The 13,979-nt window shown below is 44.4% G+C and carries 16 protein-coding genes; 11 read left to right on the top strand and 5 right to left on the bottom strand.

The window, feature by feature from the left end:
* Positions 1 to 7: 7 nt before the first annotated feature.
* Positions 8 to 730, bottom strand: a complete 723-nt coding sequence (locus tag ABEQ74_RS20515) for a stalk domain-containing protein (protein ID WP_430123982.1) — start codon at positions 728 to 730, stop codon at positions 8 to 10.
* A gap of 126 nt (positions 731 to 856) precedes the next feature.
* Between ABEQ74_RS20515 and ABEQ74_RS20510 the strand changes: the two genes are divergently transcribed.
* Genes ABEQ74_RS20510 through ABEQ74_RS20500 form a run of 3 tightly spaced genes read left to right on the top strand, consistent with a single transcriptional unit; the run spans position 857 to position 2,095 of the window.
* A complete protein-coding gene (locus tag ABEQ74_RS20510; protein WP_430123981.1) occupies positions 857 to 1,144 on the top strand; it encodes a hypothetical protein in 288 nt (95 codons plus the stop codon).
* 13 nt (positions 1,145 to 1,157) lie between these two features.
* Positions 1,158 to 1,370 carry a holin gene (locus ABEQ74_RS20505; protein WP_430123980.1) on the top strand — a complete coding sequence of 71 codons (213 nt, stop codon included), beginning with the start codon at positions 1,158 to 1,160 and terminating at the stop codon, positions 1,368 to 1,370.
* Positions 1,367 to 2,095 (top strand): N-acetylmuramoyl-L-alanine amidase, encoded by a 729-nt coding sequence (locus ABEQ74_RS20500; protein ID WP_430123979.1) that lies wholly within the window; start codon positions 1,367 to 1,369, stop codon positions 2,093 to 2,095. Before ABEQ74_RS20505 ends, ABEQ74_RS20500 begins: the two co-directional genes overlap by 4 nt.
* A 40-nt stretch (positions 2,096 to 2,135) precedes the next feature.
* Here ABEQ74_RS20500 and ABEQ74_RS20495 read toward each other — a convergent pair whose 3' ends face one another.
* Both ABEQ74_RS20495 and ABEQ74_RS20490 read right to left on the bottom strand, forming a co-directional pair.
* The gene (locus ABEQ74_RS20495) at positions 2,136 to 2,360 is read right to left on the bottom strand and encodes a DUF3006 domain-containing protein (RefSeq protein ID WP_430123978.1); all 225 of its coding nucleotides are present in this window, start codon (positions 2,358 to 2,360) and stop codon (positions 2,136 to 2,138) included.
* Positions 2,360 to 3,232: an MBL fold metallo-hydrolase gene (locus ABEQ74_RS20490; RefSeq protein ID WP_430123977.1), complete on the bottom strand. Its 873-nt coding sequence runs from the start codon at positions 3,230 to 3,232 to the stop codon at positions 2,360 to 2,362. Before ABEQ74_RS20490 ends, ABEQ74_RS20495 begins: the two co-directional genes overlap by 1 nt.
* A 320-nt stretch (positions 3,233 to 3,552) precedes the next feature.
* Here ABEQ74_RS20490 and ABEQ74_RS20485 point away from each other — a divergent pair, with 320 nt between their 5' ends.
* The 4 genes from ABEQ74_RS20485 (at position 3,553) to ABEQ74_RS20470 (ending at position 6,182) form a co-directional block, all read left to right on the top strand.
* Positions 3,553 to 3,795, top strand: coding sequence for a hypothetical protein (locus tag ABEQ74_RS20485; protein ID WP_430123976.1), 243 nt, complete (start codon positions 3,553 to 3,555; stop codon positions 3,793 to 3,795).
* Positions 3,792 to 4,130: a YolD-like family protein gene (locus ABEQ74_RS20480; protein WP_430123975.1), complete on the top strand. Its 339-nt coding sequence runs from the start codon at positions 3,792 to 3,794 to the stop codon at positions 4,128 to 4,130. Before ABEQ74_RS20485 ends, ABEQ74_RS20480 begins: the two co-directional genes overlap by 4 nt.
* Before the next feature lie 950 nt (positions 4,131 to 5,080).
* Positions 5,081 to 5,767, top strand: a complete 687-nt coding sequence (locus ABEQ74_RS20475; protein WP_430124251.1) for a uracil-DNA glycosylase — start codon at positions 5,081 to 5,083, stop codon at positions 5,765 to 5,767.
* 19 nt (positions 5,768 to 5,786) lie between these two features.
* A complete protein-coding gene (locus tag ABEQ74_RS20470; RefSeq protein WP_430123974.1) occupies positions 5,787 to 6,182 on the top strand; it encodes a hypothetical protein in 396 nt (131 codons plus the stop codon).
* Positions 6,183 to 6,274: 92 nt separating this feature from the next.
* Here the strand turns inward: ABEQ74_RS20470 and ABEQ74_RS20465 are convergent, their stop codons facing one another.
* On the bottom strand, positions 6,275 to 7,351 hold the full coding sequence (locus ABEQ74_RS20465) for an AI-2E family transporter (RefSeq protein ID WP_430123973.1): 1,077 nt from the start codon (positions 7,349 to 7,351) through the stop codon (positions 6,275 to 6,277).
* A 99-nt stretch (positions 7,352 to 7,450) separates the two neighbouring features.
* The gene (locus ABEQ74_RS20460) at positions 7,451 to 7,789 is read right to left on the bottom strand and encodes a L,D-transpeptidase (protein WP_430123972.1); all 339 of its coding nucleotides are present in this window, start codon (positions 7,787 to 7,789) and stop codon (positions 7,451 to 7,453) included.
* Positions 7,790 to 7,965: 176 nt separating this feature from the next.
* On the opposite strand from ABEQ74_RS20460, the gene ABEQ74_RS20455 reads away from it, so the two are divergent.
* From ABEQ74_RS20455 to ABEQ74_RS20440, 4 genes are all read left to right on the top strand, one after another.
* Positions 7,966 to 9,789, top strand: coding sequence for a cache domain-containing sensor histidine kinase (locus ABEQ74_RS20455; protein ID WP_430123970.1), 1,824 nt, complete (start codon positions 7,966 to 7,968; stop codon positions 9,787 to 9,789).
* On the top strand, positions 9,782 to 11,293 hold the full coding sequence (locus ABEQ74_RS20450) for a response regulator (RefSeq protein WP_430123969.1): 1,512 nt from the start codon (positions 9,782 to 9,784) through the stop codon (positions 11,291 to 11,293). Before ABEQ74_RS20455 ends, ABEQ74_RS20450 begins: the two co-directional genes overlap by 8 nt.
* Positions 11,294 to 11,421: 128 nt before the next feature.
* Positions 11,422 to 12,900, top strand: coding sequence for an ABC transporter substrate-binding protein (locus tag ABEQ74_RS20445; protein ID WP_054401477.1), 1,479 nt, complete (start codon positions 11,422 to 11,424; stop codon positions 12,898 to 12,900).
* Between the two features lie 137 nt (positions 12,901 to 13,037).
* A complete protein-coding gene (locus ABEQ74_RS20440; RefSeq protein ID WP_054401478.1) occupies positions 13,038 to 13,976 on the top strand; it encodes an ABC transporter permease in 939 nt (312 codons plus the stop codon).
* Positions 13,977 to 13,979 lie beyond the last annotated feature (3 nt).

The following is a 13,979-nucleotide window of genomic DNA, read 5'->3' as shown; positions in this document are numbered from 1 at the left end:
AAGTTAACTAAAGGTCAATTGTTCCAAATGAAGTATTATTACTAGGATTTCTGAATGTTATGGAACTAATCATTAGATCACTTGGAACAGAGACAGCGATTTGAACACTTTTGATTTCACCTGATCTTACATTGTTAGGTACAAAAGATGAAGATCTATGTATGGTTTTACCATTAATAATTGCACTTTCGAAAAATTCTATAGGCCACCAATCGAATTTATCCTTAGGTTCGGCATTAATTTGAACATCAAAATTTATAACAGCAAATTTATAACCTGGTTCAGGGTATGTACCCGCAGATGCTCCGGGTTCGTAAGGAATGAAATCTGCATAGCTTACACTGCTGACTTTTAAAGTCATATCACCCTTAGTAGCAGTTTCATTAAGTTTTAAGTTCAGTGTTTCTGGTTGTGCTGGTTTAATAGGTTCGAATTGAGTTGTTGACTGCTGCTGTGCTTCATTAGTTTTCAGTTCAATTATTTTCGCCTTGTTATCAAATGAGGTTACTTCAGCATTCAACATGCCAGCAACTTCACGAACTGGAAGGTAGGTGGTGCCGTTATAAACGAGAGGATCTGATTTAAGTTTTTGTTCTTTACCATCAACGGTTATGTTGAATTTGGATAGTACAGCTTGTACCGTAGTGGGTGATGCAACTGCCATAGTTGCTGAACCAATCATCATGCCTATTGCTAAAGTGGCTACAGTTTTGACAAAAGATTTTTTCAAAATGAACACATCCTTTTTCTCCGATTATATCATTTGTTCCGGAAGATATTGGATATAGTTTAGATTTTAAGCCCTTGGAGTGGTCCGAGGGCTTTTCTTATTCAAATTCAGATAGGGGGAAGAAGGGTGGACTGGACCGTGCTCACAGCAATCATTTCTGTCACTGCAGCTATCAGCGGCATTGTACTGGGCTGGGTCGGAAAGACCAAAGCTTATAAGGCTGAGGTGGTACAAGAAGCCACAGCGGATGCATCGCTTCATACCGATGTGTCTTATATCAAGACAGGGATTCTAGATATTCGTGTGGATCTAAGGGATCTCGGTAGGCGAATGGACGATTTTTCTGAGCGCTTGACTCGGGTTGAAGAGTCGGCTAAGCAAGCGCACAAACGAATTGATGAGATGAAAGAATAGGAGATGATTATATATGCCAAGTAAATGGTTTAAAGCAGCAGGTATCCGAGCAGTTAAGACGGCAGCACAAACAGCGATCGGCGTAATCGGAGCTACATCAGTTTTCAATGAAGTTGATTGGTATGTTGTAGGGGGTACGGTTTTATTGGCCACTCTCACTAGCTTTTTGACGAGCTTGGCAGGTTTGCCTGAGGTTGCGTCGAGTCAGGAGGAGGTCCGAAAATGAAGAAGATATGGATTGATGCGGGTCATGGCGGTAAGGATCCAGGAGCTGTCGGGAACGGGTTGCAGGAAAAGGATATTGTCTTATCGATCTCCCAAGGCATCAAGCAACGTCTGGAGTCAGATTATGAGGGTGCACAGGTTTTGCTATCCAGAAGCACGGATGTGTTCCACGAGTTGAGGGATCGAACAGCTGCAGCAAACAAAGCCGGTGCGGATCTCCTAGTTTCCATCCATTGCAATGCAGGAGGTGGGGCTGGAGGGTTTGAGTCGTTCCGGTATACTAATGCCTCGGCAGCTTCAAGGTCACTGCAAAACGTGCTTCATACCGAAATCATGGCAGCCTTGAAGCCGTATAGCGTTGCTGATCGCGGACAGAAAGCGGCGAACCTGCACATGTGCCGTGAATCTAAGATGCCTGCCGTTCTGACAGAAAACCTATTTATCGATGTGGCAGCTGATGCAGCCAAGCTGAAGCGCCAGGAAGTTATTAATGCTTTGATCGCAGGGCACGTCATAGGGATCGCTAAATATTTGGGGTTAAAGAAGAAGGCGGCTGCTGTTTTGAATGATAAGGTGAATGTCATCGTGAATGGCAAGCAGATCAAGGATGGTAAGCTTGAGAATGGAGTGACCTATGTGCCGCTGCGAGCTGTTGGTGAGGCGCTAGGGGGAAAAATCGACTTTGATAATAAGACCAAGACAGCTACGGTCACTACGAAGATGTAAAATTAGGACCCTACTGGCTGAGTGCCGGTAGGGTCTTTACTTAATCTTCGAAAAGCTCATCCATGAGCTCGTCAATTTCATTTCTTCGTTTTTTTGTCTCCTCTTTGTCTACGGTGAAATGGTTACCGTCGATTCTAATCACATCCCCAACCTCCGCATCTATTGGTAGGAGATGTTTTGGGTAATCCAGCGTATGACCATCCTCGACTTCGACTACAGCGATATCGTTCTCAAATCGGTCAATAATCCCTCTAATCAAACTCATCACCTCACAGTTTCAAATTTTATATTCTTCCCATCGCTTATGGCTGTGATCGTACCCTGGGTATCAGTCCTGTACACAGTTACTTTAGCTCTCTTCAGGCGATTAACAATTGCAGCTTTTGGATGGCCATATTTATTATCCTTACCCGCGCTGATCACTGCATACTTAGGATTAACAGCTTCAAGAAATTTTTGTAATGTTGATGTATCCGACCCGTGATGTCCGACCTTCAGCACGTCGGCGTGCAACAGCTTCGAATGTTCCAGCATGTCCTTTTCACTCCTGGTCTCAGCGTCCCCCGTGAACAAGAAAGAAGTGTTGCCGTGTTGTACCCGCAGGACAGCGCTCCAAGCGTTTAAATCTTTTCCATATTCGGCAACAGGAGCAACAAACTCTGCTGTAATCCCGTCAAGTGGGAGCGTTAGACCGGCTTTAGCAGTTTTTATCTTTAATCCGCGGTTTTTAACTGCAAGCAAAAAATCCTGGTATGTATTTGTGGTGTGAGATACTCGTGGGGCATAAACAGACTTAACCGGTATGGCATCGATCACCATATCCAACCCGCCAATATGATCGGCGTCCGGGTGTGTGGCAATGATTGCATCCAAATTTTTAACACCAAGCTGCTTAAGATAAGCAACTACATCGTCACCCTTGTGGTTGTCCCCACCGTCAATAAGGACATGTTGCCCTTTAGGTGTACGTATTAGTGTGGAATCTCCCTGTCCAACGTCTAGGTAAAAGACTTGAAGCGAGCCAGATGTATGTTTCTCTGGGATCGATTCGCTTGCTGCTGTTGATGTTGGAAAATTCGGTGAGCAGGCAACGAGAACAAATAAAATAAGTCCAAGAATAATAAATAGTTTTTTCATGAGACCCTCCTTATGTAGACATTTTAACACATGAAAAATAATTACAAAGATCCGATGGGTCCTGCAGGTTTATGCTGGCGTGGTTCTTTTTTGTATTCTGGTGGATGAAAATTACATTGATAAAAGAACTTTTGTTCGCATATAATACAAACAAACGTTCTCGTTGTGAGGTGGACAGATATGCCGAGTATTGGGATTACGCCAGACGAAAGCAAGTTAGTAAAGGACTGTACGTTGTTACCTTTATTACTTGATGTACTGGAACACGAGCGGGAGTCCTCTGCCGATCAGATTTAAAGACACCAGAATTGACCAATGCTATGATCGACCATTTACAATCTGCAGCATTAAAGGAATTAACGGAAGCACGTAAGAGCATGCGTGAGAGAGGTTTAAAAGTGTACGAAAATCGAAAGACAAAGCTTGGCGTTGAGGTTGGATTTTTATGTAGAGGGTATCACCACAAGCTGTCCATGCTTTGGGGGCTAATTGAGGCAGAGATTGAACAGAAATCGTTCTCTTACCTGGGGCTAAACATTGAAGAAAAGGTGGCATTAAAATGACAACTCGCAAAAAGCTTGAGGGTAACGGATTATGGGAATCCAGCCGTATGATGCTGCCAGAGCACAAGGAGACAATCATACGCCAACAATTAGAGGAAGGGAGAAAAGATAGACCTACTTTGGACCCGCAAGAATTTGAGTTGATTGAACAAGCGCTGGCCGAATCTTTTCATGAGCACCGTACCATAACAGTAAGGCTGTTTGATGAGTATGAAGATAATGAGTTAACAGGTGTTGTTGTATTGATCCACACATTCAAACGGGAAATCAAATTGTCCGTTGGCGAAGGTGATTGGCATTGGATTAATATTGATGAGATTGTTTCGGCAAATTGAAGATTCGATATTTGAGGAAGAGCCGTTAGAAATTAAAATCCTAACGGCTCTTCCTACTATTATATATGAAGCAAATTGGGGACAAACTGGGGGCGAATGCTGCTTTTAGCTGCTATTATTGACTTGCTTTTACTAACAACGAAAGCGGGTAAATGCTTGTAATGTAAGGATTTTAGAGATTCACTCTGTTTCACTAAGGGCAAATATCAGGACTTAAAATCCTGCGGTAGGTGACTACCGTACGGGTTCGACCCCCGTCCTCGGCATTATAACAAGACTGAAACACCACCAATCGGTGGTGTTTTTGTTTTGGCTTGATACCGAATGCAGCGGCTGCCAGGTCAATGGCGGTCTTTTTTATTGCTCTTCAAATCGCAATCAGATACTCTTCATCCCAATGCCCACCTCTGCCATGAAATTTTATTTTTGCATACTGGAGGGGGCTGGTTAATGTTTAGGAAGGAAAGGCTTTTCTGTGAATGATGCGAAATTTCGAGTATTTTGGATTTACGCAGTATTCAGTCTTGTACACAGGCAGGATTTCCCGTATAATAAAAAACGTGAAACGCACAGTAGCGAAGGGGCGCACTGTTACATAACAGTTAATTAACGGTGAGGTCTCGTTACCTGTCGTCGATTTAACGAATAATATCGCTGTACAATCGTAAATGGGACAGCGTTAAGTGGTACAAGCCGCTTAACATCCTGTGGTAGATGACTACCGTACGGGTTCGACCCCGTCCTCGTCATGAAGCAGCGTCTGGCGAATGCAATATAAGTCGGCCCCTCTTTGGGAGCCGGCTTATTTTTTAAATGTGATGCATCAATGGGATAAAGCGCATTGAAATCTAATACAGGGAAGCAGTAGATGTCAACTCCCGATAAAGTCTCGCATTGTTTAATGATTCCGTGCTGACCTATCAAAAGGAGGAGGGAGAGGAGACATGCGTATGTTTAACAATGATTGGGACCTGATCCTGGGAGAAGAAATTGACAAGCCTTATTTTCGGACATTGATGGAACGGGTGAATGAGGAATACGAGCGAAGCACGGTGTATCCCCCCAAGGAAGATGTGTTTCGAGCACTTCAGCAAACATCGTATCAATCGACCAAAGTCGTAATTTTGGGACAAGACCCGTATCATGGTCCGAAACAGGCGCAGGGGTTGAGTTTTTCCGTCTCAAGGGGAGTCGCGATTCCTCCGTCATTAAGAAATATTTATAAGGAGCTTACGGCCGATCTTGGAATTCCTGCTCCAGCATATGGCTCCTTGATCTCATGGGCCCATCAGGGAGTGCTGCTGCTCAACGCGGTTCTGACAGTTCGCAAAGGCGAGCCGAATTCACATAAAGGAATGGGTTGGGAGATATTCACTGATGCGGTTATATCGAAGTTAAATGAACGCGAGCAGCCCATGGTTTTTATATTGTGGGGCAGTTATGCCCAGAAAAAAGGTTCCTTCATCGACCGGAGCCGCCACAAGGTCATTGAATCCAGTCATCCGAGTCCTTTTGCAGCTCATAAAGGTTTTTTTGGCAGTCGTCCTTTTTCAGCAGCGAATGCTTTTTTAGTGCAAAACGGTATGGATCCGGTGAATTGGGAAATCCCGAATACCCCGGACAATGGAGATGAATAATCCGCGAGAGGTGACCTTCATGAAACATTGGATTGGTCGTCATGTTGTCATTCAGCGTCTTGACGGGGCGAGAAGCACGGTTGAAGGTGTTTTGAAAGGATGGGATCCCATTCAGGAGAAAGTGACGCTAGGCCCTGGTGAGCTTGTCATACCGTTTGGCTCCATTCATCGCATCATGCAGAGGAACACGTATCCGGTCTGGAACGCTATCGGTTATGTCGTGAAGCATACCATTCAATTCGATAACGCCGTATACTTTGGTTCTTGTGTGATGGTATGGAGGGGTGATAACTTGGTGGCATCACAGGCTGTCCTTACTGCGCATGATAAGAATACCGTTACACTGTCAAACGGAATGATATTGCGTAAAGATGAACATGAATTTGTGGTTCGATCCTTGCGTGGTCAAGTGTAATACTATTAAATAGAGGATGTCCCCAGTAGCCATCGGTATCTTGGCAGGGACATCCTTTTTGTGTGCAGGAACTTGATTTAAGGTTCATTTTTTTAGGCATCTTCTACTTTTTCGGCGAGGAATAATTCATATATCCGCACGATGATTATTTTGATGATCATATAAGCAGGAATGGCCAGCAGAATTCCGAGTAGTCCGAAGAAGTCACCGCCTACTAAAATGAGAATAATTGTGGTTAGTGGGTGAATATCCAGCTGTTTTCCATAAATGACGGGCGTCAGGATATTGTCCTGAATCTGCTGAGCGATGACAACAACGACGACAGACCATATCGCGATGGTAGGCGATTCAATAAATCCAATGATGACGACAGGAACGGTCGCGAGCAGTGGACCGATATACGGTATGAAATTCAAAAAGAAAGAAATGACGGTTAAGAGCAGTGAGTATGGCAAACCGATGATGAGAAACCCGATATACATCATAATGCTGAGTATAAGATTTAAGATGACTTTGCCGATAATAAAGTTGCTGAGCGCCGTATCGATATCGCTGAGCACTTCCTGACCGTCACGGCGATAGCGTCTTGGCAGGAAGCTGAGCAGTTTGGGCGGCAGTTTGCTTCCTTCCTTCAGCATGTAGTACAGAATGATAGGAATCGTAGCAATGATGACGACAACACTGGATATAACCGAGATCAGATTATTAATGGAGTTGCTGATCCAGGTAATGAGACGGTTCATGTATTCCGTCAGAGAGGATGACAGCTCGGATTCCGATGGAACAAAACGTGCCCAGTATGGATTATGCTGAAGCTGGTCAATCTGTTTCTGCATGTCCTCTACCAAAAAAGGAGTATTGTTGATCAAGTTTTCGATCTGTTCGCGAAGCGTCGGCCATACCACAATACCAAAAATAGCGCATAGGCCGGCAAACACGAAATAGATCATCAGCACGCCGATGGATCGTTTGATTCTCCGACGCTCCAAGTAGTCTACAATCGGTCTTAGCAGATAATAGAAGAAGCCAGCCATTGCCACGGGGACAATCAGCATATTGAACATGGAGACGATTGGGCGGAACAAAAAGCTGATTTCGGAGCCTAGATAGATGATCAACAGCAGGGCGATAATACCCAAACATGTCCTGAAATATTTGCTCTGCATCATAGACAATCCCTCCATTTTAAACGAATGGTTAATATTTTTGACCATTTAACATTTGTATTTAACCAATTTGGAGGGGCTTGAAATCATTCAGTTAGATTATTACTTACGTATGGTGACCTGAGTGTGGAGGGGAACGAGGGAAGCAAGCTGAATTACATCCTCATTGTACATTCGAATGCAGCCATGGGATACATACCGGCCGATCGAGGAAGGATCATTCGTGCCATGGATGCCATAATGGGGTTTGGATAACCCTAACCAATAGGCTCCGAAGGGGCCGCCGGGATTCGGCTGTTTGCTAATGATAGAATATTGGCCAGCTGGAGTCTGTGTTGCCATTTTACCAATCGCGATGGGGTACGTATGTACCACGGTGTTACCATCGAGCAAATGCAGCTGAAAGTCGGATAAATCGATAATAATTCGATATTTAGGCAATGAAATCCACCTCCTTCTAGTTTCATCGTATGAAGGAAGTGAGTAAACGGCCCTCAATTGGACTGAAATAGGCTGCATCAATCTCCACAAGTGGCAGAAATTTCATCCGTTCAATTATGCGCGGCTGATGTTATATTTAAATCAGTAACGACGTTTACATCAGGAAGGGGAAACCAATGTCTCCTGCTAGACTGTATCGAAAGTATATAAAAAATAATATGTTTACCAAAATGCTGCTATCAATCGCACTGATTGCAGTAGTAACCATTGTCACTTTGTCCTATCTGATGTATTACTTCTTGTTTCAATCCGCTATTCGAAGTGAGCTGGACATTCAGCAAACCGCGGTGGAGCGGGTGGAGCGACATGTTAATCAAAAATATGAGAATGTTCAGCTTTACATTAATGATTTATACCGAAACAGCTCGCTGGGCATTGATACATCGTATTTTCTTATGAACTCATTCAACGAATATATGGCCAAGCGAATGAATCGGATTGCAGGCGGCGGACAGTCTACTTCAGACAGTGTGGTTGCCTATTTCAAGCAAAAACTGGACGATGATCCGGATATCGAGAATATCATGCTGTATAGTGCCGAGAAGCAATATGTTTATGTGTACAAGCAGGGAAGCATGACGCGGCTCTACCAGGCGAATGCTACGTATTCTTATATCCCTGATGTGATGGCGATGGACACTCAGAGCGTGACCTTGCCGAATCTGTGGGTCCGTAAACTGGCAGGCGATGCTAATTTACCCTTGTTTTCAATCCGAAGCCCGATTAATGATATGGCCACCTATAAAAATTTGGGACAGCTGCTTATTTTATACCGAACCGAAGCACTGGATGCGGTCATGAATAGCGGTGACGATTCCTTTAAGGGCTCTGTAATGGTCATGTCGGGTGATGGGAGGGTGATGTATGACTCTTCTGGCAAATACTACGGTCAGAAATATCCCTATGCGGATAAGCTGATCACTCCCAAAGAAACCGTGACCCTTGATGAGGAATCATATATTACAACGGCAGCCCACAATCAAGCAGGTTATGTGGTGGTGGGAATCACGCCTAAACGAGTAATCTCTGAGTCTTTTCAAGGGTTGCAAAGCACGATTATCATATCGGCGCTGTTATGTATCGTAATTGCTGTATCCATTCCTTCGCTGATGATCGTCAACTACTCTAAACGGACCGATAACATTATTCGCTTTATGCGCAAGGTTGAGAAGGGTGAGTTCGTTGCCCGGATGCAGGACACGAAGGAGGACCAACTGGGGCAGATTGCAGGCAGCTTTAATGAAATGCTTGATGAGCTGTCCCGGTATATCGATAAGGTATATAAGGCGGAGATTAACCAGAAGAATGCGGAGTTATCCGCTTTGCAAGCGAGAATCAATCCGCACTTTCTTTATAATACGCTAGAAGTGATACGGATGAGAGCTCTCTCCCAAGGAGCTCAGGATGTCGGAGATATGATCTACAGCTTATCCATGCTGTTCAAGAATATTGTACAGCACAAGTCGCATTATACGCTGAAGGACGAGCTGGAGGCGTGCAGACTCTATTTGGAGCTGTTTCGCATTCGCTATAAGGACAAGTACATTTACAAGATGCACTGCGATGATCAGATCAAAATGGTTCCCATGATCAAAATGTCACTGCAGCCGCTTATCGAGAATTATATTGTTCATGGTCTGCGCAGCGACGAAGATGATAATTGGCTGACGATCAACGCTACGGAGAAGAATGGTGAGATATCGATCGAAATTAAGGATAACGGACAAGGAATTGATCCAGACGAACTTGAGGAGATTAAATCCAGACTGGAAATGGCCGAATCGAGCGGAGAGTCGTTTGGTCTTCGCAGCGTGCATGAGCGATTGAAACTAACGTACGGGAATTCTTACGGGATGGACATCGAGAGTGAGCCGGGGATAGGGACAATAGTGACGATCAGATTTCCGGCAGCGGAAGGGAAGATGAATAACGATGTATAAAGTGTTTATCGTGGATGATGAGCCATTCATCATAGAGGGATTAATTGATGTCGTGGACTGGTCAAAGCATGGCATTGAAGTGGTCGGTCATGCGGAGAATGGCCGGAAAGCTATCGACAAAATGGCGTCGATTCCTGTCGATATTCTGATAACAGATATATCTATGCCCGTCATGACAGGACTTGAACTGATCGAGGAAGCAAGGAAATTAAACCGCAATCTGAAAGCCATTATCCTTAGTGGATTTGATGATTTTGCTTACCTAAAAGAAGGCATGAGGCTGGGGATTGAGAATTATCTGTTAAAGCCGATCAACTTAAAGGAACTGGAAGAAACCATTGCGAGCACTACGGATAAAATGAATAAATCCAAAAGGGAAATGACACTGGACGAGTATGACATTAACATATTACGGAGTAATATTTTGTTTCGCTGGATCACGGACCGGATTGAGCCGGAGGAACTGGAGGAGCGGGCCACACTTCTCGGATTAAACCTGAATTTGCCTTATGTTATGGCATCTATCCTGAGAGCCGATTTCACACCACTTGAGAGCTGCTTGTATCAATTAATGGATCGGGAACCGGGTGTGCTGTATTTCCGGGATAATGACGGCGATCACGTTGTCATCTTCATGATGAGAGATCCGGATACAGAAAAAGCGAGAGCCATCCGGCTGCTGCAGCAAGTTCGGGAGCAATGCTACGAGGAAGAGCTGAGCATCTCGCTTGGCAGCGTGGAAAGCCTCGGGGGAGATTACAAGGACAGTTATCTTCATGCCAAGGAAGCCCAGGAGTACTATCTCGTACTGGAACAGCCTTCTTACGTGGATTACGTTGATGTTCAAGCGAAGAAGGGAGAAGCGGCTGAATCGTATTCGGTGCAGTGGCCTGATTATGCCAAGGGTATTGCGGGCAGGGACAAGCAGGTGCTGTTTGATCTGATCGACAGCGATTTTGGCCGACTTCGCCATACGCCCGGGATGAATCCGACGACGCTCAAGAGCATCGCCGTTGAAATGGTCATTCGCCTCAAATTGGAGCTAAACGATATCCAGTACACGGCAGCCCCCGATTTTGTAAAGAATACGATTTCAGATATTATGGAATCTGTATCGATCGATGATTTGGTTAAAGCGGTGAAGGATGGTGTCGGCGGGCTTGTCGATTCGCTCAATAATGACGTGAAGAGCCCTGTCATCCAGCAGATACTGCATCATATCCAGCATCATTACAACGAGGATTTGTCACTAAAGGTGCTAGGCGCCCATTATCATATTCATCCTGTTTACCTGGGACATCTATTTCATAAAGAGACAGGGGAGAATTTTACAGAGTATATCAACAGGTATCGTATTGACAAAGCCAAGGATCTTCTTAGAAACTCTTCAACAAAAGTACAGGATATCGCTAAAAATGTAGGGTATTGGGAAACGGGTTATTTCTATAAGCAATTTAAAAAATTCGTTGGTGTATCACCAAGAGACTTTAGAGGAATGCTCTGATTGAATAAATCAGAGCTTTTTTCTTTATTTTCACCATAATACCTTTAATTTTTCGCCTATGTGAAACTGCTTTCATAGGATAACCTTATATGTGTAGAGACACCAGGGATTCAAAAGGGAGGATTAACATGAGTAAATCGAAAAAGAAATGGCTTATGCCGCTAACGCTTCTGTTGTCTGCATCCATGCTGCTGTCGGCATGTGGAGGCAATAAAGAAGAGAGCGCAGGAAACGGCGGGGGAACTGCCGAGAAACCGGTTGAACTGATCTGGTACACAATCGGAACACCTCAAAAGGATGTTGACAAGGTTGAAGCCGAAATCAACAAATATACTGCTGAAAAGATTGGTGTAACCGTTGACATGAAAATGATTGACTTCGGTGACTACAACCAGAAGATGCAGGTAATGGCAGCTTCCGGCGAGCCAATGGATATCCTGTTTACAAGCTCTTGGGCGTTTGACTATGTGCAAAATGCACGTAAAGGCGCATTCATGGAATTGGACGATTTGATCGAGACCCATGGACAAGGCATTAAAGATGCAATTGATCCAGCATTCCTGGAAGGTTCCAAGGTTGACGGACACAACTATGCGATTCCGGCTAACAAAGAACTTCCAGCACAAGAAGCATGGCGTTTTAACAAAAACCTGCTGGATAAATACAACCTCGATATTTCGAACGTAAAATCGATGGAAAGCTTGGAGCCTCTGCTCAAAACCATTAAAGAGAACGAGCCGAACGTAGTTCCGCTCGCGATCAGCAAAGACTTCGGTCCACTGCTTCCATTTGACTACATTATCGAAAAAATGCCTATGGCTGTATATCTGGATGACAAGGATGATCTGAAAGTTGTGAACTTCCTTGAAATGCCGGAAACGATGGAAACTCTTAAATTGATGAACAAATTCTACAAAGCCGGATATATTTCTCCTGAAGCAGCTACAACTACTTCCACGCAGGACTTGATGACTTCCGGTAACTGGTTTGCAGATCGCGCAGCAACACAGCCGTTCGCAGACAATCTGTGGAGCCAAAGCTATGGCTATCCGGTAGTATCTACTCCGGCTGGCGATGCCAATATCTTTAACTGGTCTGTAATGGGTTCGATGCAAGCGATTTCCGCTAACTCGAAATACCCTGAGAAAGCAATGGATTTCTTGAACCTGCTCAATACAGACGTATATCTTCGTAATCTGGTTGACTCCGGTATCGAAGGTGTTCACTACAAGAAGCTTAGCGAGAACGTAATGGAAAACTTGCCAGAATCGAAAAACTACGACATGCCGACCTTTGCACTTGGTAATGTTATGCTGACTTACTTGAACCCTGAAGATCCTGAGAACAAATGGGAAGAATTCAAGAAGTTTAACGAGTCCGGTAAGCCTGCTCCACTTCTCGGCTTCAACTTCGATCCAAGCAAAGTATCCACTGAGCTCGCTGCAGTCAACAACGTAAAAGAAGAGTTCTGGGCTCCGCTGATGACAGGTACCGTCAATCCTGAAGAATTCCTGCCAAAAGCGAATCAAAAGCTGAAAGCTGCTGGTCTTGACAAGATCATCGCTGAAGCACAAAGCCAAATTGATGCTTGGAAAGCAAGCAAGTAATAACGATGCATGAAGCGGTCTGTCTCGCGTTCGTACTTAGTGTGCGAGATGCCGCTACAGCATGAACAAGGACGGGGCGGCGGATGTTCACCGCCCTTCTTTTGTTCATTTCGTGCACATCACGAGGAGGGGTAAGCATGAGAGCAATCGGACAGTTTTTCAAAAATCTTATGACGAATAAGGCCATGTTGTTCATGGTTTTGCCGGGAACCCTATGGTTTCTCTTATTCTCATATTTGCCCATGTTCGGGACTATTATTGCGTTTAAAGAATATCGTTTCAGCCGTGACGGCTTCTGGGCAAGTATCGTTAATAGTAAATGGGTAGGTCTGCAAAACTTCAAATTCCTGTTTAGTACCAACGATGCTTACATCATTACGCGCAACACCGTGCTGTATAACTTTGTGTTTATCATTCTCGGTCTTGTTCTATCCGTAGCGTTAGCTATCGTATTGTCCGAGATCGTGAACAAGAAATTGGCGAAGGTTTATCAAACCGGTATGTTCTTACCGTATTTCTTGTCATGGGTTATTGTAGGGTATTTCGCATTCAGTTTCCTGAGCATGGATAAAGGGATGTTAAACCAGATCCTAGGCTGGTTCGGCATGGAGCCGGTACAGTGGTACTCCGAAGCCAAGTATTGGCCGATATTCCTGACGCTAATCAGCTTGTGGAAGTCTGTAGGTTATAACAGTGTCGTTTACTTGGCGGCGATCATGGGGATCGATAAATCCCTCTATGAGGCAGCGATGATTGACGGAGCGAATAAATGGCAGCAGATCAAAGCCATCACGCTTCCGATGCTGAAACCGCTTATGACCATTTTGACCCTGCTTGCGATCGGTAAAATTTTCTACGCAGACTTTGGTCTCTTCTATCAAGTGCCAAGGGATTCGGGAACCTTGTATTCTGTAACGAATGTTATTGATACCTATGTATATCGCGGTCTGAAGACAACAGGTGAGATTGGTATGAGTACCGCTGCAGGACTTTATCAGTCGGTGGTTGGATTTATTCTGGTTATGGTATCGAACTACATCGTTCGTAAGTACGACAAGGAGAACGCTTTGTTCTAATCT

Origin of the sequence: Paenibacillus solani, from assembly GCF_050475945.1 — a bacterium.
GTDB classification, from domain to species: domain Bacteria; phylum Bacillota; class Bacilli; order Paenibacillales; family Paenibacillaceae; genus Paenibacillus_AQ; species Paenibacillus_AQ solani_A.
The sequence above is the reverse complement of the archived record's forward strand: the minus strand, read 5'-3'. Positions and strand labels throughout refer to the sequence as shown.

Coding starts and splice junctions, on each gene's coding strand:
- ABEQ74_RS20465 (WP_430123973.1), bottom strand. CDS start 7,351: ATGATGCAGAGCAAATATTTCAGGACATGTTTGGGTATTATCGCCCTG.
- ABEQ74_RS20495 (WP_430123978.1), bottom strand. CDS start 2,360: ATGAGTTTGATTAGAGGGATTATTGACCGATTTGAGAACGATATCGCT.
- ABEQ74_RS20475 (WP_430124251.1), top strand. CDS start 5,081: ATGTTTAACAATGATTGGGACCTGATCCTGGGAGAAGAAATTGACAAG.
- ABEQ74_RS20505 (WP_430123980.1), top strand. CDS start 1,158: ATGCCAAGTAAATGGTTTAAAGCAGCAGGTATCCGAGCAGTTAAGACG.
- ABEQ74_RS20455 (WP_430123970.1), top strand. CDS start 7,966: ATGTCTCCTGCTAGACTGTATCGAAAGTATATAAAAAATAATATGTTT.
- ABEQ74_RS20500 (WP_430123979.1), top strand. CDS start 1,367: ATGAAGAAGATATGGATTGATGCGGGTCATGGCGGTAAGGATCCAGGA.
- ABEQ74_RS20485 (WP_430123976.1), top strand. CDS start 3,553: ATGATCGACCATTTACAATCTGCAGCATTAAAGGAATTAACGGAAGCA.
- ABEQ74_RS20440 (WP_054401478.1), top strand. CDS start 13,038: ATGAGAGCAATCGGACAGTTTTTCAAAAATCTTATGACGAATAAGGCC.
- ABEQ74_RS20480 (WP_430123975.1), top strand. CDS start 3,792: ATGACAACTCGCAAAAAGCTTGAGGGTAACGGATTATGGGAATCCAGC.
- ABEQ74_RS20450 (WP_430123969.1), top strand. CDS start 9,782: ATGTATAAAGTGTTTATCGTGGATGATGAGCCATTCATCATAGAGGGA.
- ABEQ74_RS20470 (WP_430123974.1), top strand. CDS start 5,787: ATGAAACATTGGATTGGTCGTCATGTTGTCATTCAGCGTCTTGACGGG.
- ABEQ74_RS20445 (WP_054401477.1), top strand. CDS start 11,422: ATGAGTAAATCGAAAAAGAAATGGCTTATGCCGCTAACGCTTCTGTTG.
- ABEQ74_RS20490 (WP_430123977.1), bottom strand. CDS start 3,232: ATGAAAAAACTATTTATTATTCTTGGACTTATTTTATTTGTTCTCGTT.